The organism is Flavobacterium sp. GW823-FHT06G12 (assembly GCF_058794775.1).
On record NZ_JBXAHE010000001.1, the window covers coordinates 531491 to 554297 of the forward strand.

The 22807-nt window shown below is 32.5% G+C and carries 23 protein-coding genes and 2 pseudogenes; 9 read left to right on the forward strand and 16 right to left on the reverse strand.

Annotation, left to right across the window (positions count from 1 at the left end; genetic code table 11):
* Nucleotides 1-45: 45 nt before the first annotated feature.
* From AC1Q5Z_RS02215 to AC1Q5Z_RS02240, 6 genes are all read right to left on the reverse strand, one after another.
* On the reverse strand, nt 46-612 hold the full coding sequence (locus AC1Q5Z_RS02215) for a cysteine hydrolase family protein (protein ID WP_343589911.1): 567 nt from the start codon (nt 610-612) through the stop codon (nt 46-48).
* 5 nt (nt 613-617) lie between these two features.
* The gene (locus tag AC1Q5Z_RS02220; protein WP_492443667.1) at nt 618-1262 is read right to left on the reverse strand and encodes a hypothetical protein; all 645 of its coding nucleotides are present in this window, start codon (nt 1260-1262) and stop codon (nt 618-620) included.
* Nucleotides 1263-1311: 49 nt separating this feature from the next.
* Nucleotides 1312-1956, reverse strand: coding sequence for an alpha/beta hydrolase (locus AC1Q5Z_RS02225; protein ID WP_343589915.1), 645 nt, complete (start codon nt 1954-1956; stop codon nt 1312-1314).
* A gap of 82 nt (nt 1957-2038) precedes the next feature.
* Nucleotides 2039-2365, reverse strand: a complete 327-nt coding sequence (locus AC1Q5Z_RS02230; protein ID WP_111366791.1) for a hypothetical protein — start codon at nt 2363-2365, stop codon at nt 2039-2041.
* Nucleotides 2366-2370: 5 nt separating this feature from the next.
* Nucleotides 2371-3621, reverse strand: a complete 1251-nt coding sequence (locus tag AC1Q5Z_RS02235; RefSeq protein WP_492443670.1) for a dihydroorotase — start codon at nt 3619-3621, stop codon at nt 2371-2373.
* 68 nt (nt 3622-3689) lie between these two features.
* Nucleotides 3690-5618, reverse strand: coding sequence for a BatA domain-containing protein (locus tag AC1Q5Z_RS02240; RefSeq protein WP_492443672.1), 1929 nt, complete (start codon nt 5616-5618; stop codon nt 3690-3692).
* Nucleotides 5619-5867: 249 nt separating this feature from the next.
* Here AC1Q5Z_RS02240 and AC1Q5Z_RS02245 point away from each other — a divergent pair, with 249 nt between their 5' ends.
* Nucleotides 5868-6980: a lactonase family protein gene (locus AC1Q5Z_RS02245; RefSeq protein WP_343589922.1), complete on the forward strand. Its 1113-nt coding sequence runs from the start codon at nt 5868-5870 to the stop codon at nt 6978-6980.
* Nucleotides 6981-7121: 141 nt separating this feature from the next.
* On the opposite strand, the gene AC1Q5Z_RS02250 is transcribed toward AC1Q5Z_RS02245, so the two are convergent.
* The 4 genes and pseudogenes from AC1Q5Z_RS02250 to AC1Q5Z_RS02265 all read right to left on the reverse strand — a co-directional run.
* On the reverse strand, nt 7122-8468 hold the full coding sequence (locus tag AC1Q5Z_RS02250) for a DEAD/DEAH box helicase (protein ID WP_343589924.1): 1347 nt from the start codon (nt 8466-8468) through the stop codon (nt 7122-7124).
* Between the two features lie 180 nt (nt 8469-8648).
* The gene (locus tag AC1Q5Z_RS02255) at nt 8649-9413 is read right to left on the reverse strand and encodes a TIGR02757 family protein (RefSeq protein ID WP_198857085.1); all 765 of its coding nucleotides are present in this window, start codon (nt 9411-9413) and stop codon (nt 8649-8651) included.
* Nucleotides 9414-9533: 120 nt separating this feature from the next.
* Nucleotides 9534-9983, reverse strand: a pseudogene (locus AC1Q5Z_RS02260) (ABC transporter ATP-binding protein); the annotation flags it as partial.
* Nucleotides 9984-10199: 216 nt separating this feature from the next.
* Nucleotides 10200-10412, reverse strand: a pseudogene (locus tag AC1Q5Z_RS02265) (ATP-binding cassette domain-containing protein); the annotation flags it as partial.
* Nucleotides 10413-10633: 221 nt separating this feature from the next.
* Between AC1Q5Z_RS02265 and AC1Q5Z_RS02270 the strand changes: the two are divergent.
* Complete coding sequence (locus AC1Q5Z_RS02270; RefSeq protein ID WP_198857087.1) at nt 10634-10918, forward strand: hypothetical protein; 285 nt, start codon at nt 10634-10636, stop codon at nt 10916-10918.
* 25 nt (nt 10919-10943) lie between these two features.
* Here the strand turns inward: AC1Q5Z_RS02270 and AC1Q5Z_RS02275 are convergent, their stop codons facing one another.
* The 6 genes from AC1Q5Z_RS02275 to AC1Q5Z_RS02300 all read right to left on the reverse strand — a co-directional run bounded on the left by AC1Q5Z_RS02275 (nt 10944) and on the right by AC1Q5Z_RS02300 (nt 15861).
* Entirely contained in the window at nt 10944-11246 is a 303-nt protein-coding gene (locus AC1Q5Z_RS02275) for a DUF6787 family protein (protein ID WP_111366773.1), read from the reverse strand.
* Between the two features lie 31 nt (nt 11247-11277).
* Nucleotides 11278-11715 carry a DUF6146 family protein gene (locus tag AC1Q5Z_RS02280; protein ID WP_492443676.1) on the reverse strand — a complete coding sequence of 146 codons (438 nt, stop codon included), beginning with the start codon at nt 11713-11715 and terminating at the stop codon, nt 11278-11280.
* A 154-nt stretch (nt 11716-11869) separates the two neighbouring features.
* A complete protein-coding gene (locus AC1Q5Z_RS02285; RefSeq protein ID WP_343588825.1) occupies nt 11870-12433 on the reverse strand; it encodes a DUF937 domain-containing protein in 564 nt (187 codons plus the stop codon).
* 103 nt (nt 12434-12536) lie between these two features.
* A complete protein-coding gene (locus AC1Q5Z_RS02290) occupies nt 12537-13487 on the reverse strand; it encodes a D-2-hydroxyacid dehydrogenase (protein ID WP_198857090.1) in 951 nt (316 codons plus the stop codon).
* A 142-nt stretch (nt 13488-13629) separates the two neighbouring features.
* Nucleotides 13630-14700 carry a 3-phosphoserine/phosphohydroxythreonine transaminase gene (serC, locus tag AC1Q5Z_RS02295; protein WP_198857091.1) on the reverse strand — a complete coding sequence of 357 codons (1071 nt, stop codon included), beginning with the start codon at nt 14698-14700 and terminating at the stop codon, nt 13630-13632.
* A 93-nt stretch (nt 14701-14793) separates the two neighbouring features.
* Nucleotides 14794-15861, reverse strand: a complete 1068-nt coding sequence (locus AC1Q5Z_RS02300) for an acyl-CoA reductase (protein WP_492443679.1) — start codon at nt 15859-15861, stop codon at nt 14794-14796.
* A 160-nt stretch (nt 15862-16021) separates the two neighbouring features.
* On the opposite strand from AC1Q5Z_RS02300, the gene AC1Q5Z_RS02305 reads away from it, so the two are divergent.
* The 7 genes from AC1Q5Z_RS02305 (at nt 16022) to AC1Q5Z_RS02335 (ending at nt 22753) form a co-directional block, all read left to right on the forward strand.
* The gene (locus AC1Q5Z_RS02305) at nt 16022-16372 is read left to right on the forward strand and encodes a 4Fe-4S dicluster domain-containing protein (protein WP_111366760.1); all 351 of its coding nucleotides are present in this window, start codon (nt 16022-16024) and stop codon (nt 16370-16372) included.
* A 171-nt stretch (nt 16373-16543) separates the two neighbouring features.
* Complete coding sequence (locus AC1Q5Z_RS02310) at nt 16544-17707, forward strand: hypothetical protein (RefSeq protein WP_343588823.1); 1164 nt, start codon at nt 16544-16546, stop codon at nt 17705-17707.
* 276 nt (nt 17708-17983) lie between these two features.
* Complete coding sequence (gene ychF, locus AC1Q5Z_RS02315) at nt 17984-19078, forward strand: redox-regulated ATPase YchF (protein WP_177210201.1); 1095 nt, start codon at nt 17984-17986, stop codon at nt 19076-19078.
* A 338-nt stretch (nt 19079-19416) separates the two neighbouring features.
* Nucleotides 19417-20094 (forward strand): TIGR02117 family protein, encoded by a 678-nt coding sequence (locus AC1Q5Z_RS02320; protein ID WP_492443683.1) that lies wholly within the window; start codon nt 19417-19419, stop codon nt 20092-20094.
* A 128-nt stretch (nt 20095-20222) separates the two neighbouring features.
* Nucleotides 20223-21137, forward strand: a complete 915-nt coding sequence (locus AC1Q5Z_RS02325; protein ID WP_289058274.1) for a YihY/virulence factor BrkB family protein — start codon at nt 20223-20225, stop codon at nt 21135-21137.
* Between the two features lie 116 nt (nt 21138-21253).
* Nucleotides 21254-21778 (forward strand): NADPH-dependent FMN reductase, encoded by a 525-nt coding sequence (locus AC1Q5Z_RS02330; protein ID WP_198857097.1) that lies wholly within the window; start codon nt 21254-21256, stop codon nt 21776-21778.
* Nucleotides 21779-22753, forward strand: coding sequence for a transglutaminase domain-containing protein (locus AC1Q5Z_RS02335; protein ID WP_343588820.1), 975 nt, complete (start codon nt 21779-21781; stop codon nt 22751-22753).
* Nucleotides 22754-22807: the final 54 nt, after the last annotated feature.

Sequence of the window (22807 nt, forward strand, 5' to 3'; positions counted from 1 at the left end):
TGTAAAAACTTTGGCAAAGTTCTAACTGAAAACTGCGACTGAATACTAACCAATCTCTTTAATAAACTCAGAAGTTACTACTTGGGCAAATTCATCGTTTAAACTTGCTAAAGCAGTTTGATGTATTAATTCGGCAGAGAAATTTTCGCCGTTTACGCCTTTTTTATTGAAAGTAGCTGTTGCGTCAGAAACTAGGTAAACATTGTAACCAAAATTTCCTGCCATTCTTGTTGTGGTAGAAACACAATGATCTGTAGTTAAACCTACAATTACAAGATTCGTGATTTTAGCAGTGTCAATTAGCTCTTTTAAGTTCGTTCCAATAAAAGCACTATTGACATTCTTTTTGATAATTATTTCTCCCTCAAGAGGTTTTACAATATCTTGAAATTCATTACCTGGATTTGTTTCATTTAAAATCGAATTTGGATTTGAAGAACAATGCTGAACATGAAAAATAGGCAATTTTTTGCTTCTCCAAATTTTCAGAAGTTCGCCCGCTTTTTGCTCTGCATCAACATTATTTCGATCTCCTCCCCAATACGCAACATCGTGAAAACCTTTTTGGATATCAATTAAAATTAATGCTGGATTATCAAGTTTTGTATTCATTTTAATTAAGATTTTAAAAATGATTTAGTTACTTTGTCTAGTAGGCTATCTCGTTTTAAGACGATTCCCAAGTATTTATGATAACTCAAGCCAGAGTTTTTTGCGTTTGCATTTTCATTTGCCATTTCAGCATATTTTTTGCCAATCTCTGTTTTAGAATTGTAAAAGTTTATTATTGCAAGTAAAGAGAAAGCAATATATTTTTCATTAGGAAATAACAATCCTGAAATTTTATTTTCCAGCATTTCTTCAGCTACTGGATATAAATCTTTGAATTGATTTTTAACTACAATTTCAGCATAATCTAAATACGATTGAGTAATTACATTTGGAAATATTTTTTCAAAATCAACAGCTTTTTTAAAATATTCAAGTGCTTTCTCTGTATTGTTTTCAAGTTGAAAAATATTTCCAAAAGTATGATAAACAGAACCTTTGTTGAAGTTGTCGTCTGGATATTCATTTAGAACTTTGCTTAATAACTCCTTCGCAACTTGTAAAAGCTTGGGTTTTTTAGTGTCAACTAATTCTATTGCTTGAACTTTAAGATATTGAGCTCTTCCATCTTTTCTGGCACGAGAAAGTTTCGCAAAGAATTCTTCTTCATCTATTTTCGACCAAGATTTTCTTCGATACCAATCTGTTGCCATAAAATAAATTATTTAGTAAAAAACTGCGACCTTAAACTATGACTGAATACTAACTAAGCAACCAATTCCTAAAATCAAAGAAATTTTGAGGAGCAACTCCATGTCCAACAGGATATTCTTTATAAGTAAGCGGAATATTTAATTTTTCTAAAGCAGCAGGTGTTTTTCTCGCCCATTCAATCGGAATAACTTGGTCTACAGTTCCGTGTGAAGCGAAAAACTTTAAATTTTTGAAATCGTTGTTTTCAAAACCTTCTTTGATGATTTCTTCATTAAAATAACCACTCATTGCTACAACTCGCTGAATTTTTTCTGGATAAGAAAGCGCCGCAGCATAACTTAAAATAGATCCTTGGCTGAATCCGATTAAAGTTACATTATTGGCATCAATTGGATAATTTGCTGTTAGTTCATCAATAAACTTTGCAATTAAATCTCTTGAAGTTTTGGCTTGTTCATTATCTGAAAATTTATTCTGATCTGCATCAAAGTTGATCGCGTACCAAGCGTAAGCGCCATACTGTAAATCGTAAGGAGCTCTTGCAGAAATGATATAATAGTTATCTGGAAGTTCAGAAGCAAAAGAGAATAAATCGGCCTCATTACTTCCATATCCGTGCAATAAAAGCAATAACGGATTTTTATCTAAAATTACTTTTGGTTCTCTTATTTTATATTCTAAAGATAGATTCATTTTTTAATTGTGAGTTGTAAGTTGTGAATTGTGAATTTTCCAACTTTGGAATTTCGAATTTTTTAATTGAATTTTGAAAAATTTATCCGATTTTCTTAAACCATTTTTGAAACAATTCTCCAACTAAAGGAATCGGTCTCATTTGTCCTTGAATAGCATTAAAAATACCGAAAGTCCACAGAATTGAAATACAAATCCACATTGGGAAAGTGATAAAAAAACTATCAAAATTACTGATTATTGCTCCAAAGGAGATAAAAGTTAAAGACAAGCCCAAAGACTGACGGATATGAAAAGAAGCAAAACTATTTTTGTTTTCAGAATTCATACTCATGGCAATCAAAACGCCAATGATTAGAATATAACTTGTGATAGCGATTGGTTTTCCTTCTTCGACTGAATTATTCATTTGTATTATTTTGTAACTAATTGATTTTGATTTAAAATTCCGTAAACAGAACCTTTAATTTCGGTTCCTAAAAAAGCAGAATTTTTAGATTTTGAAAGAATGTTTTCTTTCGTAAAAGTTGATTTTCCTTCTGTTGAAAACAAAGTGATATTTGCTTTTGCGCCTTCCTCAATTGTATGGCTTTCCAAACCAAAAACCTTTCTCGCGGCAGTTAGTTTTGCTACAATTGTTTCTACAGGTAAAACGGTCAACAAAGCTCCAAAAGCACTTTCTAAACCGATAGTTCCGTTTTTAGCAGTATCAAATTCCATTTTTTTGAATTCGATATCAATCGGATTATGGTCTGAAGTAATCATATCGATTGTTCCATCAGCAATTCCGTTCAATAAAGCTTGTCTGTCAACTTCAGTTCTTAGCGGAGGTGTTACTTTAAAACGAGTATCAAATCCGTCTAGTTTTTCATCAGTTAAAACCAAATGATGAACAGATGCGCTACAAGTTACGTTTAAACCTTTAGATTTAGCTTCTCGAATTAATTCTACCGATTTTGCAGTAGAAATAGTCGGAATATGAAGTTTTCCCCCAGTATATTCTAATAAAAATAAGTTTCTTGAAATTTGAAGTTCTTCCGCCAAATTCGGAATTCCCTTTAAACCTAATCTTGTAGAAACAATACCTTCGTTTACAACTCCATTTCCTTTAATGTTCGGATCTTGCGAATATGCGATAACTAATCCGTCGAAATCTTGCACGTATTGTAAAGCGATTTTCAAGATATTGGCATTGTCGATACTTTTATTGTAATCTCCAAAAGCGATTGCTCCCGAATTTTTCATATCAAAAAGTTCGGCCATGTCTTTTCCTTCACTAGCTTTAGTTAAAGCTCCAATTGGGAAAATTTCTGTTGCAAAACCATTTGCTTTATTTTTTACAAAATTTACCTGAGATTGGTTGTCAATAATTGGTAATGAATTTGGCTGTAAGGCAATTGCTGTAAAACCGCTTTTTGCGGCAACATTCAATCCGTTTGAGATAGTTTCTCTGTCTTCGTAACCAGGTTCTCCAAGAGAAACACTACTGTCAAACCATCCTTGAGAAACATGAAGATCGTCAAATCGTACCACTTCTGCATCGTCATTAGGAAGAGAAACTCCTATTTTTTCTATTACACCATCTGCAATTAAAAGATCAACGGTCTGATTGTGAAACGGACTTTTGGAGTCGATAATTTTGGCGCTTTTGATGATTAGTTTCATATGTAGATAATTTTTTGTCGTAAAATGATTTTTGTAAAAGTAAAAGGCCTTTCAAACAAAAGTGAATTCTATTTTACAAATTTTATAATTGCCATTTCTAATGCTAAAAATAACAGTGCAAAGATAACAAACCATTTCCAAATTTGGCTGTCAGTTCGTTCTGTTTGTAACGTATTAAAAATAGTCGAAATTGTATCAGCAGTTTTAAAATCAGAGACCACGTTCGTGTTTACCTGACTCAAATCGCTTTCGGTTCTTTTGTAATTAAAACTGATATTCTCAACCCATTCTTTTTTGTCAAAAATACTGTAGTTTCCAGCGGTTTCAGGGAAATCATTAAAGGTTAATTTGACTTTATTGTTTAGAATCTGCTGAATTGGGATAAACGAATCGTCGATTCCTTTCACTTCCAAAATAGCATCTTTAGTCAATAAAACATCAACAAAATAAGGCTGATTGTTTCCAATTGTCAAAGCATTTACGCCAGTTTTCTGATTGTTTTGCGCGATTTTATAAAATAACGGAACAATTAAAGGCGATTGCTGAAAATTTGAATTGGCGCTATTTATTGGTGCTGTAAAAACGGTTATTCCAGAAACTGGGTTTTGAACAGAAGTAACAAAAGCAGTCTGGTCTTCAAATGAAAGAGCAGCTGGATAAGGACTAGAAACAGCAAATGAACTGTTTACTTTTGGATATTGGAAATTCGTTATTTTATTTTCAAAAACACCTGAAAATAAAGGATGGTCAAAATTAATTTTAGTGATTAATTTACTGTTGGTCTCTAAATTCCCAAATTGAATTTTTCCAAAATTCCCCAGCAATGCATTTAAGCTTGAAAGAGAAGTTTTGTCAGAAGGAATGATAACCAAATTTCCGCCTTTAGAAACAAAAGCTTTTAAAGTGGTTTGTAAGGCTTGCGGAATATCAATCAACTCGTTTAAAATAATAGTATTTTGTTTTTCTAAACTATTGTAATCTAAAGCACTGATAGAATAATTGTTGTAGTTAAATTCGCCAGAAGTATATATTCTCGATAAGAAATTGCTTTTTTCTGGTTCGCCAATACTAATAACGTTTGTTTTTTTGTTTTTAGAAATGCTAAAAAACAATTTGTTGTCATAAGTCAGGCCGTTATCTTCAATTGCCACGTAACCATGAAAAGCTTCTTTTGGAATCGTGAAATTGATTTTCTTTTTCTTTGCATCAAAATTTACAATCGTTTTGGCAATCAATTTGTTTTGATTGTAAAGTGCCGTTGAAACAGGTTTAAAATCTTCGCCATAAGCGGATAAATTAATTCCGATTTCATAAAAATTTTCTAAAGTCTGGTTGATATAAACGCTGTCAATTGATACATTGTTTTTTTGTTCTGCTTTTGGAACTATGAAATACGGCTTTTCTTCAAAATCTAGATTCTTAATAACTGCTTCTTTTAAACCAACAGCATCTGTAATAATGACAATATCTTTTTTATGAGCCGATTTGTGAGCTTTTATTTTGGCTGTAATTGTTGCAAGATCAAAAGAGGTTGCGCTATATTTTAGATTTTGTAAAGCGCTTTTTGATGATTTAATATCAGTATTCCAAAAATTTTCGGTGTTTGTTAAAAGCGAAAATTGAGTGTTTTCTGGAGTATTTTCAAGTAATTCTTGAACGGCTCTTTTTAGTAATTCGCCTTTTTTGCCTTTTGCCTGCATGCTAAAAGAATTGTCTAGAACAATATACATTTCATTTGAAGCGTTTTTGCTATCAGCAGCTGCAAAAAAAGGCTGTGCAAATGCAATAATTGCGCAAGCAAGCAATAATAATCGTGTAGCTAATAAAAGACGTTTTTTGATTTTAGAACTCTTACGAGTCTGAATAGCAAGTTCTTTTAAGAATCGAACGTTGGTGAAATAGGAAGTTTTAAATCGTCTTAATTGAAATAAGTGAACCAAAATTGGAACGATCAATAAAAACAGAAAGTATAGAATTTCGGGATGTTTAAAATGCATTCTGGCTTCGATTTACTTCACTACGTTTTGTTTTTCGCGAAGATGCTGGTCAAAAATACAAATTAAAAATTTATTAAACCATATAAGTTCGTGTAAGAGATTGTAAGTAAACTTAAAAGTAGAATGTAAGACTTATAACTGTGATGAACTTACGTGGCAAAAAAAATGTAACTTTTGTAATTTCTTGCAATAAAGGGACTGTTTCAAATGGATATATTGTTTATTTTAGCTAATCAAAAAAAACAAATTATGAAAAAAATATATCTAGTCTTATTTTCAGCTTTATCAATTACAGCTGTTAAAGCTCAAAATAAATTCAATTTATTGGTTGGAACTTACACGAATACTTGCCAAAGCAATGGTGTTTATGTGTATGAATTTGATGCTTCTAATGGCGAATATAAGCTAAAAAGTTCTTCTGAAAATGTTGTAAGTCCGAGTTATTTATCTGTATCAGCAGATAATAAGTTTATTTATGCCGTAAACGAAAATGGAACTCAAAGTACTGTAAGCTCTTTTTCTTATGATTCGCAGTCTGGAAAAATTAATCTTTTGAATAAAAATGATGCTTTAGGAGCAGATCCTTGCCATTTGATAAATGATGATAAACATGTCATCGCGGCTAATTATTCTGGCGGAAGCATTGCAGTTTTTAAAAAGAATGCTGATGGGAGCATTACAGAAGCACAACAATTGATTCAGCACGAAGGGAAAGGGCCAAATGCGGCGCGTCAGGAAAAAGCTCACGTACACATGGTGGTTTTTTCTCCAGACAAAAAGTTCGTGATTTCTAATGATTTGGGGTTAGATAAAGTGTTTATATATAAATACAATCCAACGGCTAAAAACGAAATTTTGACATTGAAAGCAAGTGTTGACGTAAAACCAGGAAGCGGTCCAAGACATTTGACTTTTAGTAAAGATGGAAAATTTGTGTATTTAGTTCAAGAGCTAGATGGAACTTTGACGACTTTAAGCTGGGATAAAACTGGAGTTTTAAAAGTTGTAGCAGAAACAAGTATTCTTCCAAAAGACTTTAAAGGAGGAACAGGAGCGGCTGCAATTAAACTTTCGCCAGACGGAAACTTTTTATATGTTACCGATCGTGTAGATGCAAATGCAATTTCGGTTTACAAAATTCTTAAAACAGGAGCTTTAGAATTGGTAGAACAACAAAGCACATTAGGAAAAGGTCCAAGAGATTTTGCTATCGATCCTACAGGAAATTACCTTTTAGTAGGTCATCAATATACTAATGATATAGTTATTTTTAAAAGAGATATCGCAACAGGAAAACTTACAGATACTGGCAGAAGAATCCAGTTGTGTTCGCCAGTTGGATTGGTTTTTACGAAGATTTAGTAAAAAAGATTCTAAGGTGCTGAGATGCTAAGCTTCTAAGGTTAAAAAAGGGTAAAGATTCTTTGAATCTTTACCCTTTTTTAGTGTTATATAAAAAACTTAGAACCTTAGCAACTTAGTAGCTTAGCATCTAAAAAAAAGTTATTTTTTTTTCTTCTTCTCATTTCTTGTCTTCAACATATTTCTGTTAACAGAACCATGCGTTTTCTTTTTGGTTTTTGAAGGACCACCAAGATTGACTTTTTGGTTCTTTTTAGATTTTTCATGGAAAGCACCGTCACCTTCTAGTTTTGGTTTTTTCAGTAGAAACTTTCTAGGTAATTTATCTTTTTCAGCTTCAATTAACTTTTCTGAAATTTCAACTTCTTCAGGAAAATCGGCAATTTCAAGCTCTTGATCCATTAAAAGTTCCGTTTCTATTTTAAATTCTTCTTCTCTTGGAGTAACAAAACTAATTGCTGTTCCCGTTGCGTCTGCACGACCCGTACGACCAATTCTGTGCATATACAATTCTGGTTCTTCTGGAAGTTCGAAGTTAATTACGTGAGTAATATTCGAAATATCCAAACCTCTTGCCATAACGTCGGTTGTAATTAAACCGCGAAGATTTCCTTCTTGAAATTCGGCCATTGTACTCAAACGGTAATTTTGAGATTTGTTGGAGTGAATTACACCAAATTGTCCATCAAAAAGCTCGTCGATACGATTGAAAAGCATATCCGAAATCTTTTTGTTATTTACGAAAACTAGAATACGGCTCATGCTTTCGTCAGTTTCCAGTAAATATTTTAAAAGGTTTACTTTGGTATTAAAATTCGGAACGTTATAAGTAAGCTGTGTAATTTTTTCTAGTGGAGTTCCTGATGGAGCTAATGTCACCTCTTCAGGAAAATCAAAATAATCATTTAACAAATCATCAACTTCATCTGTCATTGTTGCAGAGAACAGAATATTTTGACGTTTAGTTTTCATCATTGCAAAAAGCGAAGTAAGCTGTGGTCTGAAACCTAAATTCAGCATTTCGTCAAACTCGTCAATTACTAATTTTTGTGTTTCGTCAAAACGAACTACCGCGTCAAGTGCTAAATCCATAGTACGTCCTGGTGTTCCAACTAAAATGTCGACACCTTCATAAACGGCTTTTTTTTGAGTATTGATGTTTACACCACCGTAAATACCTAAAGTTTTAACCGACATGTATGTAGTCAGTTTCTCTACTTCTTCTACAACCTGAACTACTAATTCACGAGTTGGAACAAGGATTACAATTTTTGGTGTATTGGTATGAGTGAATTTATACAGCTTTAAAAGAGGCAGTAAATAAGCAAATGTTTTACCAGTTCCAGTTTGTGCAATTCCCATCATATCACGTCCAGACATGATTACAGAAAAAGATTTTTCTTGAATAGGAGTAGGCGTAACAAATCCTAATTCGTCAACTGCTTTTTGTAATGATTTTGGAAGATTAAATTTTTCGAAAGTGCTCATTTGCTTTAAATTTTGTGCAAATGTACGTTAAATTCATGGTTTTTTGTTGAATTTGTAATTTTTGATGTCGTATTATCACTTTGAATGTCACTCTGAGCGAAGTCGAAGAGCGTAACGATTGGAACGTGGGCTTCGACTTCGCTCAGCCTGACAGTTGTATATTTTTAGATTTTAAAAAGTTTAAAAACCTTCAAAAACACCCAATCCAAATAAAGCAAAATCATATTTTACAGGATCTTTTGCATCCATTTCTCTTAACTTGGTGTCTAATTCAAGTAAAGCTTTGGCATCATTTTGCTTTCGCGAAAGAATACCAAGTTTACGGGCAACATTTCCAGAATGTACATCTAGTGGACAAGATAAAACTGAAGGAGAAATGCTTTTCCAAATTCCTAAATCGACTCCTTTAGCATCTTGTCGCACCATCCATCGCAGATACATGTTGATTCTCTTAGCCGCTGAATTGTTCAACGGATCTGAAATATGTTTCTGAGTTCTTGCTAAATGATCTGTTTCGAAAAATATTTTTTTGAATTCGCTGATACTTTTCTGCAAACTATCTTTTTCCTGATTTTTAGCAAAAACAGATTCTAATCCGTTGTGATTTTTGTAAATGTTATTTAAACCTTTTATGAAACCCGCAAAATCATGACCATTAAAAGTTCTATGAACGAATGTTTCCAATCTTGCCAAGTCCTCATCTGAATGTGACATAACAAAATCATATGGCGTATTGCCCATTAATTCCATCATTTTATGCGAATTCTTGATAATCATTTTACGATTTCCCCAAGCAATAGAAGCGCTTAAGAAGCCTGCAATTTCAATATCTTCTTTTTGAGTAAAGAGATGCGGAATTTGAACAGGGTCACTTTCGATGAAATCCTGATTGTTATATTGAATGACTTTTTCGTCTAGAAATTCTTTGAGTTCTTTTTGGTTCATGTTGAAATGAAATCTTCTTATGTGTTCGAGTGCCCTAGCCCTGATGGGAGGGAAAATCCTTTTATGCCGGGGTTCGGCATAAAAGATTGGAAGGACAGCAGGAAATAGCTCCTGATTATTCTAATTGCTGATTTGGCCGTCAACCATAACTAATTTTCTATCAGCCATGTTGGCTAATTCTTCGTTATGTGTTACAATAACAAAAGTTTGTCCGAACTCATCACGAAGCTTGAAAAATAGCTGATGCAGGTTTTCTGCAGAATGAGTATCTAGATTTCCAGAAGGTTCATCGGCAAAAATGACATCTGGTTTATTGATTAAAGCTCTCGCAACGGCAACACGCTGTTGTTCTCCGCCTGAGAGTTCGCTTGGTTTATGATTAATTCTGTGCGAAAGTCCAAGATAATTCAATAATTTTTTTGCTTCTTCTTCTGTTTCGGCTGTTTTTTTGCCTGCAATATGAGCTGGAATGCAGACATTTTCTAAGGCTGTAAACTCAGGCAAAAGCTGATGGAATTGAAAAATGAATCCTAAATTTAAATTTCTAAAATCGGATAAAACTTTGTCTTGTTTGCTTTTCTTTTTGAAATATCGGCTGTAATAAAAAAACAATAATAGAGTAGGTGCAAGTATTACTGCCCATGTGCCATAACCGAAAATATCATTTTCTATTTTACTTCTAAAAAATAATACAAAAACTGCTAATAAAACAAAGTAAAAAGCTCCTAACCAAGTAATGATTTTGAATGCTTTTTCTTGGTTTGAGTTGTCATTTTTGATGTTTTGCAGTTCCAAAACATTTTTTCCATTAATAGTTAGAGATGAATCTGGATTATGATCGGGTTTATCTAAAGTTCCTAGAATTTGTAATAAAGTTGTTTTTCCAGCACCCGAAGCACCAACGATAGAAACAATTTCGCCTTTTTTAATATGTAAATCGACACCTTTTAATACTTCAAGTTTGTCGTAGAATTTATGAATGTTTTTTGCGTGTATCATTTGATGAAACTGTTTTTACAAAGAAACGAAGATTATGCTCAAAATCAAATTACAATATGTAAAATCCCAAATTCCAAAAAGAGCGAATTGATTTTATAAAATCTCAAATTTAAAATCGGTACGTAAATTGATATGGGAATATTGAAAATTAAATTTAGAAAAGAAATAATAGTATTTCGAGAATTATTTTTAATTTCGATTAACTTAAAAATGAATGTGTTATGCAAGATTTAGAAGTTGCAGAAGATGACAGAATGTCGAAACTACTCATTGGATTGGTTTTGGACGGAATTGGTATGATTTCTTTTTCGATTCCGTTTCTAGGGGAGTTTTCAGATGTAATTTGGGCGCCGATTGCTGCTCTAATTATGTCAAGAATGTATAAAGGAAGAGTAGGAAAAGTGGCAGGAGTCTTGACTTTTCTGGAGGAAATATTGCCTTTTACTGATGTTATTCCGTCTTTTACTCTTACTTGGATTTATACTTATTTCTTCCAGAAAAAATAAAAAAGTTAAGAGCTATAGAAAGGAACTAATCCTTAAATAAAAAACCAAGTCCCATGTTTTTAAGCATTTTCTTTTCGAAGTTCCAAAAGAATTTAAATTGTCCAAAAATAGTTCCGATCGCAACTAATAAAACTTGGTAAATTGGAAAGATAATTATAAGGCGAATGAGTGTAAACCAGCCTCCAAAATCTTCTTTAGTAATTCCCAGCCAAACGCAGAATGGTTTAGACAGCCACGCAGATGCCGATCCTGTGATGGCAAAAACGATAAATATAATTATGGCTTGTAAATTGGAGGTGATTCCCCAGCGTTTTTTTAATCTGTTCATTGCTATTTGTAATGATTACAAATATAGTATATTATCTTGAGGGAACATAACCCCAAAGCTTTTGTTTGTAAGTATTTTGAAAATAAATCATGTAATTGTAAATTAAGTAATTTACTTCGTAGCCATAATGAATATCTGGGCGATAATCAATAGACATTTCGTATAAATTTGGATTGTAACGCTGTGGTTGTAAAACACGATTGTTCCATTCGGTTACGTACAGATTGTTTTTGTTTTCAAGATATTGCAATGAATAATAGTTTCGTGGATAGGCTCTAGAAGCGAGCCAAGTAGAGAATCCATTATCAATGATGATAACTTCGTATTCTAATGAATCATTTGCAATTCTAACGGTATCATTTACTTTTTTGTTTGGTGTAGCAGTATCTATACTGGCGATATTCTTAGAAGCCGATGAACACGCAATAATGGTAAATAAAACAATTAATATGGAAATGCACTTTTTCATGTCTTAAATTTACGAATATCTGATGAAAAGAGAATGGGGTTTAACATTCTTTTGAAGGTTCAAAGGTGTAAATAAAAAGCTGTTTGCAAGAATTGCAAACAGCTTTTTAATATTTTGAAGGCTTTGTTGCTTTGCAACTCCGACTCTTTGTTTATTATTTACTTCCAAATAGTTTTCCAATAAAACCTGCGATTCCTCCTTTACTTTTGGTCACTACAAGAACATCTGCAACGTCAACTTTTCCGTCGTTGTTTTGGTCAAGGCCAAATTGCATTCCGTATTTAGAAATGGTGTCCATTATTCCCGAAGCTTGTCCGCTGTTTCCTGAAATTGAATTTATAATATCTGAAATTTGAAAACTGCTATCGTTCGGATCTTTTGCTTTATTAACTAGAGAACCTAAAATCTGTGGAATTAAATTGGAAGCAACTCCATTTGAATCGGCACTGCTTAAACCGAATTTTTCGCCAAGATTTCCACTTAGTTGTTGCTGAATTTGTTGCACTACCGGATTTGAGCTGTCAATGGCTGAACTTCCATTGAATAATCCAGCAATTTGATCAGTTCCGCCTTCAGAGACAATCTTTTTTAATCCTTCAAAAATAGAATTGCTGGTTTCGCTAATAACAGCTTCGTTATGTTCATTTGGGACAGCGTTATTGTTTACAACTGCATCGCCTCCATATTGTTGCACTAATTGAGTTAATTGTTCAAACATGATTTTTAGGATTTAGATTAGAACTCAAATTTAAACAAAAAAAGAAAGGGATTTATTAAACAATGTTAATAAATCCCTTTGCAAGTAATTTAATTATAAGTGATTAGCTTAACAAAGTAATAATTTGTGATGCTAATTCAGTACCAATTCTGTCTTGTGCTTCTCCAGTCGCAGCTCCAATGTGCGGAGTTAATGAAATTTTAGAGTGCATTAAGATTGCCATTTCTGGTTTTGGTTCGTTTTCGAAAACATCTAAACCAGCAAAAGCAACTTTTCCTGAATCTAAAGCTTTTACCAAAGCTACTTCATCAATAACACCACCACGAGCACAATTCACGATTCCAACACCATCTTTCATGATTTCAAGTTCTTTTTCTCCAATGATATAACCATTTTGAGCAGGAACGTGCAATGTAATGAAATCAGCTTCTTTAAATAAAGACTCTAAAGATTGAGAAACGATTGTAGTTGTAATTGATTGTCCGTCGAAAAATTCAACTTTTACATCAACTTGAGGAATAAAACTATCAGCTGCAATAACTTTCATTCCTAAACCAAGAGCCATTTTTGCAGTAGCTTGTCCGATACGACCAATACCAACAATACCTAAAGTTTTTCCTCTTAATTCAGTTCCGTTAGCATATGCTTTTTTCAAACCGTCAAAGTTTGAATCTCCTTCTAGAGGCATATTTCTGTTAGAATCATGCAAAAAACGTACACCATTGAATAAGTGACCGAAAACTAATTCAGCAACAGATTCTGAAGATGAAGCAGGAGTATTAATTACATGAATTCCTTTGCTTTTAGCATAATCCACATCGATATTATCCATACCAACACCACCACGACCGATGATTTTGATGCCAGGACAAGCGTCGATTATATCTTTACGAACTTTAGTTGCACTACGAACTAAAATTACGTCAACATTATTTTCATTGATATAGTTAGCTACTTGTTCTTGAGCTACTTTTGTAGTTATAACTTCAAATCCACCTTTTTCTAAGGCTAGAATTCCGCTTTTAGAAATTCCGTCATTTGCTAATACTTTCATTGTGTGTTTATTGTTTATTTGGTGAACCGTTTATTTGTTTAATCGATAAACCAATTTTTAATTTTTTCTTTTTTGATATTTTTCTAAAGGAAATGTTTTACGATTAAACAGTTAAACAAATTAACGATTAACCGAAAAAAAATTAAACTTTAGCTTCCAAAGCTTTCATTACATCAACTAAAACCTGAACGCTTTCAATTGGCATAGCGTTGTAGATAGAAGCTCTGTAACCACCTACAGAACGGTGTCCTGGCAATCCAGAAATGTTTGCAGCTTTCCATAAAGCATCAAAAGTTTCAGTGTGTTCAGGATTGTTCAATAAGAAAGTTACGTTCATATTTGAACGATCTTCTACTGCAGCAGCACCTTTGAATAACGGGTTTCTGTCGATTTCAGCGTAAAGTAATTCTGCTTTAGCGTTGTTTAATTTTTCAACAGCAGCGATTCCGCCTTTTTCTTTAATCCATTGTAAAGTTAAAAGAGAAACGTAAACAGCAAATACAGGTGGAGTATTGTACATACTTTCTCCTTTAATGTGTTTAGCGTAATCTAGCATACTAGGAATTGTTCTTCCGTTTTTGCCTAAGATTTCTTCTTTAACTACTACCAATGTAGTTCCAGCAGGTCCCATATTTTTTTGAGCTCCAGCATAGATTAAGTCGAATTTAGAAAAATCTAATTCACGTGAAAAAATATCAGAACTCATATCGCAAACAACAGGTACGTTTGTTGCTGGAAAATCTTTCATTTGAGTTCCAAAGATAGTATTGTTGCTTGTGCAGTGGAAATAATCAGCATCAGCTGGAATTTCGTAACCTTTTGGAACATAAGTATAATTGTCTTCTTTTGAAGAAGCTACGACAACAGTATCACCGAAAAGTTTTGCTTCTTTTATCGCTGCGGTTGCCCACGTTCCCGAATCTAAATAAGCTGCTTTTCCGTTTTCTTTCATTAAGTTGTATGGAGCCATTAAGAATGCTGTGCTGGCACCACCTTGTAAAAATAAAGCCTGATAACCTTTTCCTTGAAGTCCTAATAATTCTAAAGCAAGGGAACGAGCCTCCTCCATAACTGCAACGAAATCTTTGCTTCGGTGCGAGATTTCAAGAATAGATAACCCTGAATCATTAAAATTTAAAATTGCTTTTGATGCCTTCTCAAAAACTTCCTGAGGTAAAATACTTGGTCCTGCGCTGTAGTTGTGTTTTTTCATGGTTGTTGTTAATAGTCGAAAATTTTAAAGACGCAAATTTCGGTAATAAGAGCCGAAAAAGCGTTAAAATATTCGAAATAATTAAACAATTTATTACTTTGTTGTTAACAAAAACGTTATAGTATCGACATTATCTGCGTAATCCCACAATTGCGGTTTTTGCGTTTCACCAAATGCAATACTATTTGTAGTTAAATTACTGCTAACAATACATTGAATTTGATCTGTGTCTTCCTGAAGGCGTTTTTCTAGATCTTCAAGGTTTTCGTAGTACTCATAAAAAACACTAGAAATAGGCGAAGCGTAGCTTGAATCTTCTTTTAAAGTCAAGAATCCGTTGTCTAGTAATTTGAAATTACTCATTAAAAATACAGCTTTGTTATAATCATAATTATTAGCGTATTTTTCATAATGAATAACATCTTGATATTTGAACATGGCTTGGAAAAAAGCATCGAAAGTATAGTTTTTTGGAATAAAAAGCTTGGATACATTTCGACATCCTAAACCAAAATATCTAAAAATATCTTCGCCCAATGCTTCTAAATCTTCGTTGGTTTCTTTTCCGGTTAAAATCGCTGCCGAATTTCTGTTTTTACGAATGATTGAAGGTTTGTCTTTAAAATAATATTCAAAATAACGAGAAGTATTGTTGCTTCCTGTAGCGATTACAGCGTCGAAGTTTTCTAGTTTTCCTTCTACGAAAGTGATTTTGTTTTTGAAATTTTCATCAACAGCAATTAAATATTTAGCTAAAAATGGTAATAAATGCTGGTCGTTTGAAGAAGTTTTGATTAAAGCTTTGTTGCCTGTAATTAAAACCGATAAGAAATCATGGAAACCTACTAAGGGAATATTTCCTGCTAAAATCAAAGCAATAGTTTTTGGATTCTTATTATTCTCTTCAATTTTATAAACAGAAAGCCATTTGTCAATATTTTCTTTTGTCAAAGCTTCAGCCCAAGATTGTATAGAGAAATAAACCTGTTCAGGAGTATACCATCCATTATGAGATTGCGATAAATGAATCAGGTTATTGAAATCATCAAAAAAGAGATCATTATATAAGACGTCAGATTTTTGCGCAGAAGCGCCTTCAGAAAACTGACTTAAAAATTTTCCTAATTCAACAAAAACACTTTTTTTTGTTTCTAATGTCATAATGTTTGTTTATGAATTGTTTTGATTGTAATTTTGCACAAAAATAAGCATAATTAAGTCGAAAGTCAAAAGTCATCAAGTCAAAAGCAAAGAATGTGTTTTGTGTACTTTTTTCGGACGATGAGACTATACGACTTTTAACTTTAAGAAAAATAAAAAGATGGCAATTATTATAACTGACGAATGCATCAATTGCGGGGCTTGCGAACCAGAGTGCCCAAATACAGCAATATATGAAGGAGCAGATGATTGGAGATATAAAGACGGAACTAGTCTTTCTGGAAAAATTGTTTTACCTGACGGAACTGAAGTAGACGCTGATGATGCGCAAACTCCAATTTCTGATGAAATCTATTATATTGTACCTGGAAAATGTACAGAATGTAAAGGTTTTCATGATGAACCGCAGTGTGCTGCTGTTTGTCCTGTTGACTGTTGTGTACCTGATGACAATCACGTTGAGGACGAAGAAACTCTATTAGAAAGACAAGCTTTCTTACATAACGAGTAAGAATAATTGTTTGATAAATTATAGAATCCTGAGTTGAAAAACTCAGGATTTTTTTTATCCTGATTTCAGGTATTTTTAAAAGTTAGTTTTTTGATAGTTAATGTTTTAAATTTTTGAGTGTTGATTTATTGTTAAAAAATTAATACTTTAGTTGAAAAAATAACAATGCCTATGAAGAAAATGCTACTTTTATTTGTTGTTTTATTTAGCTATGTAAGTGTTTTGGCGCAAAACGAAGAGTATTCTATTATTGTTAAGGATATAGAGACTATGGAGCCAATACAAAATGCTACAGTTAAAATAATGAAAACCCAGCAGATTTTATTGAGCAATGAAGAAGGAAAAGTTACTTTTATGCTGACTGGTGGATCTAATGTTCAGGTTTCTGAAACTAATTATGAAGATTTGACCGTACGCTGGACTTCTTTAAATGGAGATCAAAAATTTGTTGTTTATTTAAAGAGTAAAAACAATAAATTAGATGAAGTAGTTTTATCTAAAGAATCTCCAGAAAAAATACTGCAGAAATTGGTTAACAATTCTACAAAGAAAATTAGTATATCCCATAGACAGAAAGTATATGTGAGAGAGTTTTTTATGCTCGACAATCAGTATACGTATTATAATGATGGATTGGTAAATTTTCAATTTGATAAAAATAATAATGCAACTACTTTATTGGTTGAACAAAATCGTTCTTATGGATTATTAGAAGAAGATGTAAGTGCTGATTTGAAAGGGTATAATTTGAATAATATAATGGAGAATTACTCAAATTTCAAATACTTAGAACCATTATTAGATCCAAAAGCCAAAAAGGAATATGATTTTACAACCAAAGGACATTCAAAAAACAAAGATTACTACGTAATGTCAGTTGTTCCTTTGGATAAAGCCAAAGAAGCGATTGATAATTTTGAAATTATTTACGATCCTGAGAAAAAAATTATAGTAGAATTTACCATTTCGGTTACGCCTACAAGTCTCGATAAAGTGGTTGAAAAGACAAAAGAGGGTGATAAGAATATTACAAAATCGTTTGTTAAAGTAAACTACAGATGGGACGGAAATGATTATTATTTATTGAGTTCTAATGAAGAAATTGGCTATAATGTTGTTCTAAAAGATAAAACTAAAAATGTGCAAGTAAGAAATAGTTTTATCACAACAGGTTTTAATAAACAAAATTTCACCTATAATGAAAGTGATGTTTTCAAGGAAAAATCGCTCTTTAACAAGAAAAATAAAATCTTGACTAATTATTGGGATATTTCGGGATTTACGGCAACAGATCAAGAAAAGGCAATTATTGCGTCGTTAGAGTTTAAATTGTAATTAATAAATAGAAAGAAGAAATCCTGGGCTTTATTGTTCAGGATTTTTTTATTGAAAAAAAAACAAAATTTTTAAAAGAAAAGTAGGGTAATAAAGGTGAGAAGTAAAAAGACTGTTTCTTAAATTTTATTAATACAAATATTTAATTCGCGAAAGAGTTATTAAATCTTATATTTGCAAAATTTTAATGCCCAAAAAGAGCATTTTGTCAATTTTTAAAAAGCATAACAGGTCTAAGAAATTAAAGACCGATTAAAATAATATAGAAACAAACAGATGAAAGCAGGAATTGTAGGATTGCCAAATGTTGGAAAATCAACATTATTTAATTGTTTATCTAATGCAAAAGCGCAAAGTGCTAACTTTCCGTTTTGTACAATCGAACCTAATATTGGTGTTGTAAACGTTCCAGATCCAAGAATCAATAAATTGGAAGAATTGGTTAAACCAGAGCGCGTTCAAATGGCAACTGTAGATATCGTAGATATTGCAGGTTTGGTAAAAGGAGCAAGTAAAGGTGAAGGTCTTGGAAACCAGTTTTTAGGAAACATTAGAGAGTGTAATGCTATTATTCACGTTTTACGTTGTTTTGATAATGATAATATTGTGCACGTTGACGGAAACGTAAATCCAATTCGTGACAAAGAAACTATCGACATCGAATTGCAGTTAAAAGACTTAGAAACTGTTGAAAAACGTTTAGAAAAAGTAAAACGTGCTGCAAAAACCGGAAATAAAGAAGCTCAGGCAGAAGAAGCTTTATTAAACAGAATTAGAGAAGCTCTTTTACAGGCAAAATCTGCAAGAACAATTGTTCCTCAAAACAATGATGAAGAAGTTCTTATGGAAGCTTTTCAATTAATTACAGCAAAACCAGTTTTATATGTTTGTAACGTTGACGAAAGTTCAGCAGTAAACGGAAACAAATATGTTGATCAAGTTCGTGAATTAGTAAAAGATGAGGAGGCTGAAGTTATTGTACTTTCAGTAGGAGCAGAGGCAGATATCACAGAATTAGAAAGCTACGAAGAGCGTCAGGTTTTCTTAGAAGATATGGGATTAGAAGAGCCAGGAGCATCAGTTTTAATTCGTGCGGCTTACAAATTATTAAAACAGCAAACTTACTTCACAGCTGGAGTGAAAGAAGTTCGCGCTTGGACAATCAATATTGGAGCAACTGCGCCACAAGCAGCAGGAGTTATTCATACAGATTTTGAAAAAGGCTTTATTCGTGCAGAAGTAATTTCATATGACGATTACGTTCATTATGGTTCTGAGGCAAAAGCAAAAGAAGCTGGAAAATTCAGAGTTGAAGGAAAAGAATATATAGTGAAAGATGGTGATGTAATGCATTTCCGTTTTAACGTTTAGTCTTTTTAAAGAAGAAAGAAACAAGAAGAAAGATAATAGACTAAAACTGCTGGAGATATTCAGCAGTTTTTTTATGCTTAAAATTAAAGTTCTGCTTTATCAGGCTGAGCGAAATCGAAGCCCGTACAAAGAACGGGAATGTTTTATGGAGCTTCTACGATGTTCTTCGACTTCGCTCAGGAAGACAAAAAAATAAGATGAAAATCCGTTTAAATCTGCGCTTTCGCGAAAGCGAATCTGTAAAATCCGCGTCCCATTTTAGCAACTGAAAAATTTTTGGCTCAAAAATTGGTTACAGAAAAAATAACCAATTACTAATCTAAAATCAACCAATCAAAATGCTAAAAAAAACATTCAAAATTCTAGGCTGGACACTTTTCGGAATCTTTAGTTTTCTTGCTTTGTACATTTCTTCTGTTTTAATTATTTCAAAAATTACAGTCAATTCAGATATTGCAAAAGTCGAAGAGCAAGATGCCGTTCCCATTTACATTCTTTCTAATGGAGTTCATACTGATATTGTTGTTCCTATAAAAAATGAAATCAAAGACTGGCGAAACGAAATTCAATTCAATCAAACCCAATCAAAAGATTCGCTAATGAATTATATTGCTTTTGGCTGGGGAGACAAAGGATTTTATCTTGAAACTCCAGAATGGTCAGATTTAAAAGCAAGCACAGCTTTTAAAGCCGCTTTCGGGATTAGTTCTTCTGCTGTGCATGCAACATTTTTTAAGCAGTTAAGAGAAGGAGATGACTGCAAACGCATTTTGATTTCAAAAGAAAATTATCAAAAATTAGTCAATTATATTTCAAACAGTTTTAGTGATTCAGTTCATCCACAATGGATTGAAGGCCATAGTTACGGAAAAAAAGATGCTTTCTATGAAGCTAAAGGAAGTTATAGTCTTTTTTATACTTGCAATACTTGGGCCAATAATGCCCTAAAAGCAGCCAATCAAAAAGCGAGTTTATGGACTGTTTATGATAAAGGGATTTTTTGTCATTATAAATAATAGATGCAAAAATATTCCGTTATGAATATTTCGTAGGTAGTGGGAAAAATGTAAAACTCAACGAAAATCCAAGAAGTAAGGAATTTTCATTATTGCTTAAATTTGAGTGAATATCAAAAAATTAGCAAATGAAAAATCATAATATCTTTTCGAAAACTTGGTATTTATTAAAAACAACATTTTTAGAATTTAACGATGACAATGCGATAAAGTTAAGCGCAGCGTTATCTTATTATACCATTTTTGCTTTGCCTCCTTTGTTGATTATTATAATTACCATTTGTGGCTTCTTTTTTGGGGAAGAGGCAGTCACAGGACAATTATATGGTCAGATAAATCGATTGGTCGGGAATAATGCTGCTGTACAGATTCAGGAGGCAATCAAAAATGTTCAATTATCAGACAGTAATGTCTTTGTAACCATATTTGGAGTTGTGATGCTATTAGTTGGTGCATCAGGAGTTTTTGCCGAAATTCAGAGTTCGATCAACTACATTTGGGGGCTTCGTGCAAAACCAAATAAAGGCTTGAAAAAATTTATACAAAACAGATTAATGTCATTTTCGATGATCGTTTCTGTTGGATTTTTAATGTTGGTCAGCTTAATGCTCAATGCAACACTCGACGTTTTAAATGCCCGTTTAAAACTTTATTTTCCAGACACAACAATATATCTTTTCTATGTTGTGAATCTAGTGATTGTTTTTGCCAGTATTACATTGCTTTTTGCAATTATATTCCGAACTTTACCAGATGGAGTGATTAAGTGGAAAGATGCTTTTATAGGGGCTTCTTGCACTGCAATTTTGTTCATGATAGGTAAATTTGCCATAGGAGTTTACTTAGGAAACTCAACAGTTGCAAGTGTTTACGGCGCAGCGGGTTCTGTAATTATAATTTTGGTTTGGGTATATTATTCGGCTATTATTTTATATTTTGGAGCAGAATTTACAAAAGTTTATGCCAAAGCTTTCGGTGGAAGTATTTCGCCAAATGATTATTCTGTAGAAATACAAAAAGAGATTTTTGAAATAGAAAATTAATATTAGACCATATAAGTAATATAAGAAAATTTAAGTTTGGCTTCTTTAAGTTAAAGTCAAAGTTTTTTAAATGAACTTATATTACTTATATGGTTGGAAAAACAAATACCACAAATATGAAAATAATAGCCTTTGGAGGAAGTAACAGTAAGCACTCAATCAATAAACGTTTAGCTACTTATGCATCAAGTTTATTTGAAAATGCAGACGTTGAAGTTTTAGATTTGAATGATTTTGCAATGCCAGTTTTTAGTGTTGATCTTGAAAAAGAAGTTGGTCAGCATAAAGTTGCACAAGCATTCTTAAACAAATTGAAAGAAGCTGATATTTTAGTAGTTTCAATGGCAGAAAATAACGGAAATTATTCTGTTGCTTTCAAAAATGTTTTCGATTGGAGTTCAAGAATCGAAAAAGATGTTTTTCAGCATAAACCAATGTTATTATTGGCAACTTCTCCAGGCGGTAGAGGAGGCGCATCTGTTTTAGGAATTGCACAGAATCTCTTTCCTCGTTATGGAGCAGAAATTAAAGGAAGTTTCTCATTGCCAGCATTTGGCTCGAATTTTGATTTACAAGAAAATAAAATCTCTAATCCAGAATTGGATCAGGAATTGAAAGATATTATTAAATCAAATTTTTAAATGCCACAAAAAAAGATTGCCCTTATTTTCCTTTTATTAAATAGTATTTTTATCAATTTTGCTTTTTCTCAGAAGATTAGCGAAGTTGATAAAACAGTTGCAAAATACCCAAAAAGCTTTGATAGCACAGAAAAATTAGCTGACAAAATCGAAAAAGATTTTGATTCGGATTATGATCGTGCGCGCGCTATTTACAGCTGGATTGCTTTCAATATAAGATACGATTACAATGCATACTTGAATCCACCAAGAGTGCAAGGTTTCAGTTATTCTTCGGAAGCCGAAAAACAGCGAAAAATAAAACAACTGAATGATAATCTAATTCAGAAAGCTTTTAAATCTAAAAAAGCAGTTTGTGAGGGTTTTACAGCTTTGTATCAGCATTTAGCAGAGCTTGTAAACTTGAAATGCGAAATAATTCGAGGCGATTCAAAAACAAATTTGAGAGACATTGGCCGTAAAACGACTTCATCAAACCATGCTTGGAATGTTGTTTTAATTGATAAAAAATGGCGTCTTGTAGATGTTACTTGGGGACAAGGATATTATGATACCAGTAAAGGAAGGATGGTTAACGATTTTAATCCCGTATATTTTGATACTAATCCCGAGTATTTCTTTGCAAAGCATTATCCAGATTCGGGAACTTTTCTCGGAGACAGAATCAGTAAAAGTGATTTCTTAGATGGGCCTTTAATTTATAATAAAACCATAGAAAACGATTATAAAATAAAAACTCCAAATTCGGGAATAATCGAAGCTAAGAATGGCGATAAAATCACTGTTGAGATTAAAAATGTTTCCAAATCTAGCCAGGTTTTTTATTTAAACAGAAAGAATCAACCAGTTAAAGTTCTTAATCCGAAAGAAAAGCGCGGAAGTTTAGAATTTCAAATTCTAATTGATAAAAATATCGGAGATTACATCACGATTTTTATAGATACAGAAAGTATTGTTTCTTTTAAAATTGTTTAGTAGAAATTAAGAAATCTACAATTTTTGTGTTTTCTGAAATTGGCGTATCTTAGC

What these genes read in the sequence shown, in the direction of transcription:
- AC1Q5Z_RS02300 (WP_492443679.1), bottom strand. Translation starts at nt 15,861, where the DNA reads ATGACATTAGAAACAAAAAAAAGTGTTTTTGTTGAATTAGGAAAATTT.
- AC1Q5Z_RS02230 (WP_111366791.1), bottom strand. Translation starts at nt 2,365, where the DNA reads ATGAATAATTCAGTCGAAGAAGGAAAACCAATCGCTATCACAAGTTAT.
- AC1Q5Z_RS02280 (WP_492443676.1), bottom strand. Translation starts at nt 11,715, where the DNA reads ATGAAAAAGTGCATTTCCATATTAATTGTTTTATTTACCATTATTGCG.
- AC1Q5Z_RS02335 (WP_343588820.1), top strand. Translation starts at nt 21,779, where the DNA reads ATGCCACAAAAAAAGATTGCCCTTATTTTCCTTTTATTAAATAGTATT.
- AC1Q5Z_RS02320 (WP_492443683.1), top strand. Translation starts at nt 19,417, where the DNA reads ATGCTAAAAAAAACATTCAAAATTCTAGGCTGGACACTTTTCGGAATC.
- AC1Q5Z_RS02250 (WP_343589924.1), bottom strand. Translation starts at nt 8,468, where the DNA reads ATGAGCACTTTCGAAAAATTTAATCTTCCAAAATCATTACAAAAAGCA.
- AC1Q5Z_RS02305 (WP_111366760.1), top strand. Translation starts at nt 16,022, where the DNA reads ATGGCAATTATTATAACTGACGAATGCATCAATTGCGGGGCTTGCGAA.
- AC1Q5Z_RS02220 (WP_492443667.1), bottom strand. Translation starts at nt 1,262, where the DNA reads ATGGCAACAGATTGGTATCGAAGAAAATCTTGGTCGAAAATAGATGAA.
- serC (WP_198857091.1), bottom strand. Translation starts at nt 14,700, where the DNA reads ATGAAAAAACACAACTACAGCGCAGGACCAAGTATTTTACCTCAGGAA.
- AC1Q5Z_RS02325 (WP_289058274.1), top strand. Translation starts at nt 20,223, where the DNA reads ATGAAAAATCATAATATCTTTTCGAAAACTTGGTATTTATTAAAAACA.
- AC1Q5Z_RS02270 (WP_198857087.1), top strand. Translation starts at nt 10,634, where the DNA reads ATGCAAGATTTAGAAGTTGCAGAAGATGACAGAATGTCGAAACTACTC.
- AC1Q5Z_RS02255 (WP_198857085.1), bottom strand. Translation starts at nt 9,413, where the DNA reads ATGAACCAAAAAGAACTCAAAGAATTTCTAGACGAAAAAGTCATTCAA.
- AC1Q5Z_RS02245 (WP_343589922.1), top strand. Translation starts at nt 5,868, where the DNA reads ATGAAAAAAATATATCTAGTCTTATTTTCAGCTTTATCAATTACAGCT.
- AC1Q5Z_RS02275 (WP_111366773.1), bottom strand. Translation starts at nt 11,246, where the DNA reads ATGAACAGATTAAAAAAACGCTGGGGAATCACCTCCAATTTACAAGCC.
- AC1Q5Z_RS02225 (WP_343589915.1), bottom strand. Translation starts at nt 1,956, where the DNA reads ATGAATCTATCTTTAGAATATAAAATAAGAGAACCAAAAGTAATTTTA.
- AC1Q5Z_RS02330 (WP_198857097.1), top strand. Translation starts at nt 21,254, where the DNA reads ATGAAAATAATAGCCTTTGGAGGAAGTAACAGTAAGCACTCAATCAAT.
- AC1Q5Z_RS02285 (WP_343588825.1), bottom strand. Translation starts at nt 12,433, where the DNA reads ATGTTTGAACAATTAACTCAATTAGTGCAACAATATGGAGGCGATGCA.
- AC1Q5Z_RS02310 (WP_343588823.1), top strand. Translation starts at nt 16,544, where the DNA reads ATGAAGAAAATGCTACTTTTATTTGTTGTTTTATTTAGCTATGTAAGT.
- AC1Q5Z_RS02235 (WP_492443670.1), bottom strand. Translation starts at nt 3,621, where the DNA reads ATGAAACTAATCATCAAAAGCGCCAAAATTATCGACTCCAAAAGTCCG.
- AC1Q5Z_RS02240 (WP_492443672.1), bottom strand. Translation starts at nt 5,618, where the DNA reads ATGCATTTTAAACATCCCGAAATTCTATACTTTCTGTTTTTATTGATC.
- AC1Q5Z_RS02215 (WP_343589911.1), bottom strand. Translation starts at nt 612, where the DNA reads ATGAATACAAAACTTGATAATCCAGCATTAATTTTAATTGATATCCAA.
- ychF (WP_177210201.1), top strand. Translation starts at nt 17,984, where the DNA reads ATGAAAGCAGGAATTGTAGGATTGCCAAATGTTGGAAAATCAACATTA.
- AC1Q5Z_RS02290 (WP_198857090.1), bottom strand. Translation starts at nt 13,487, where the DNA reads ATGAAAGTATTAGCAAATGACGGAATTTCTAAAAGCGGAATTCTAGCC.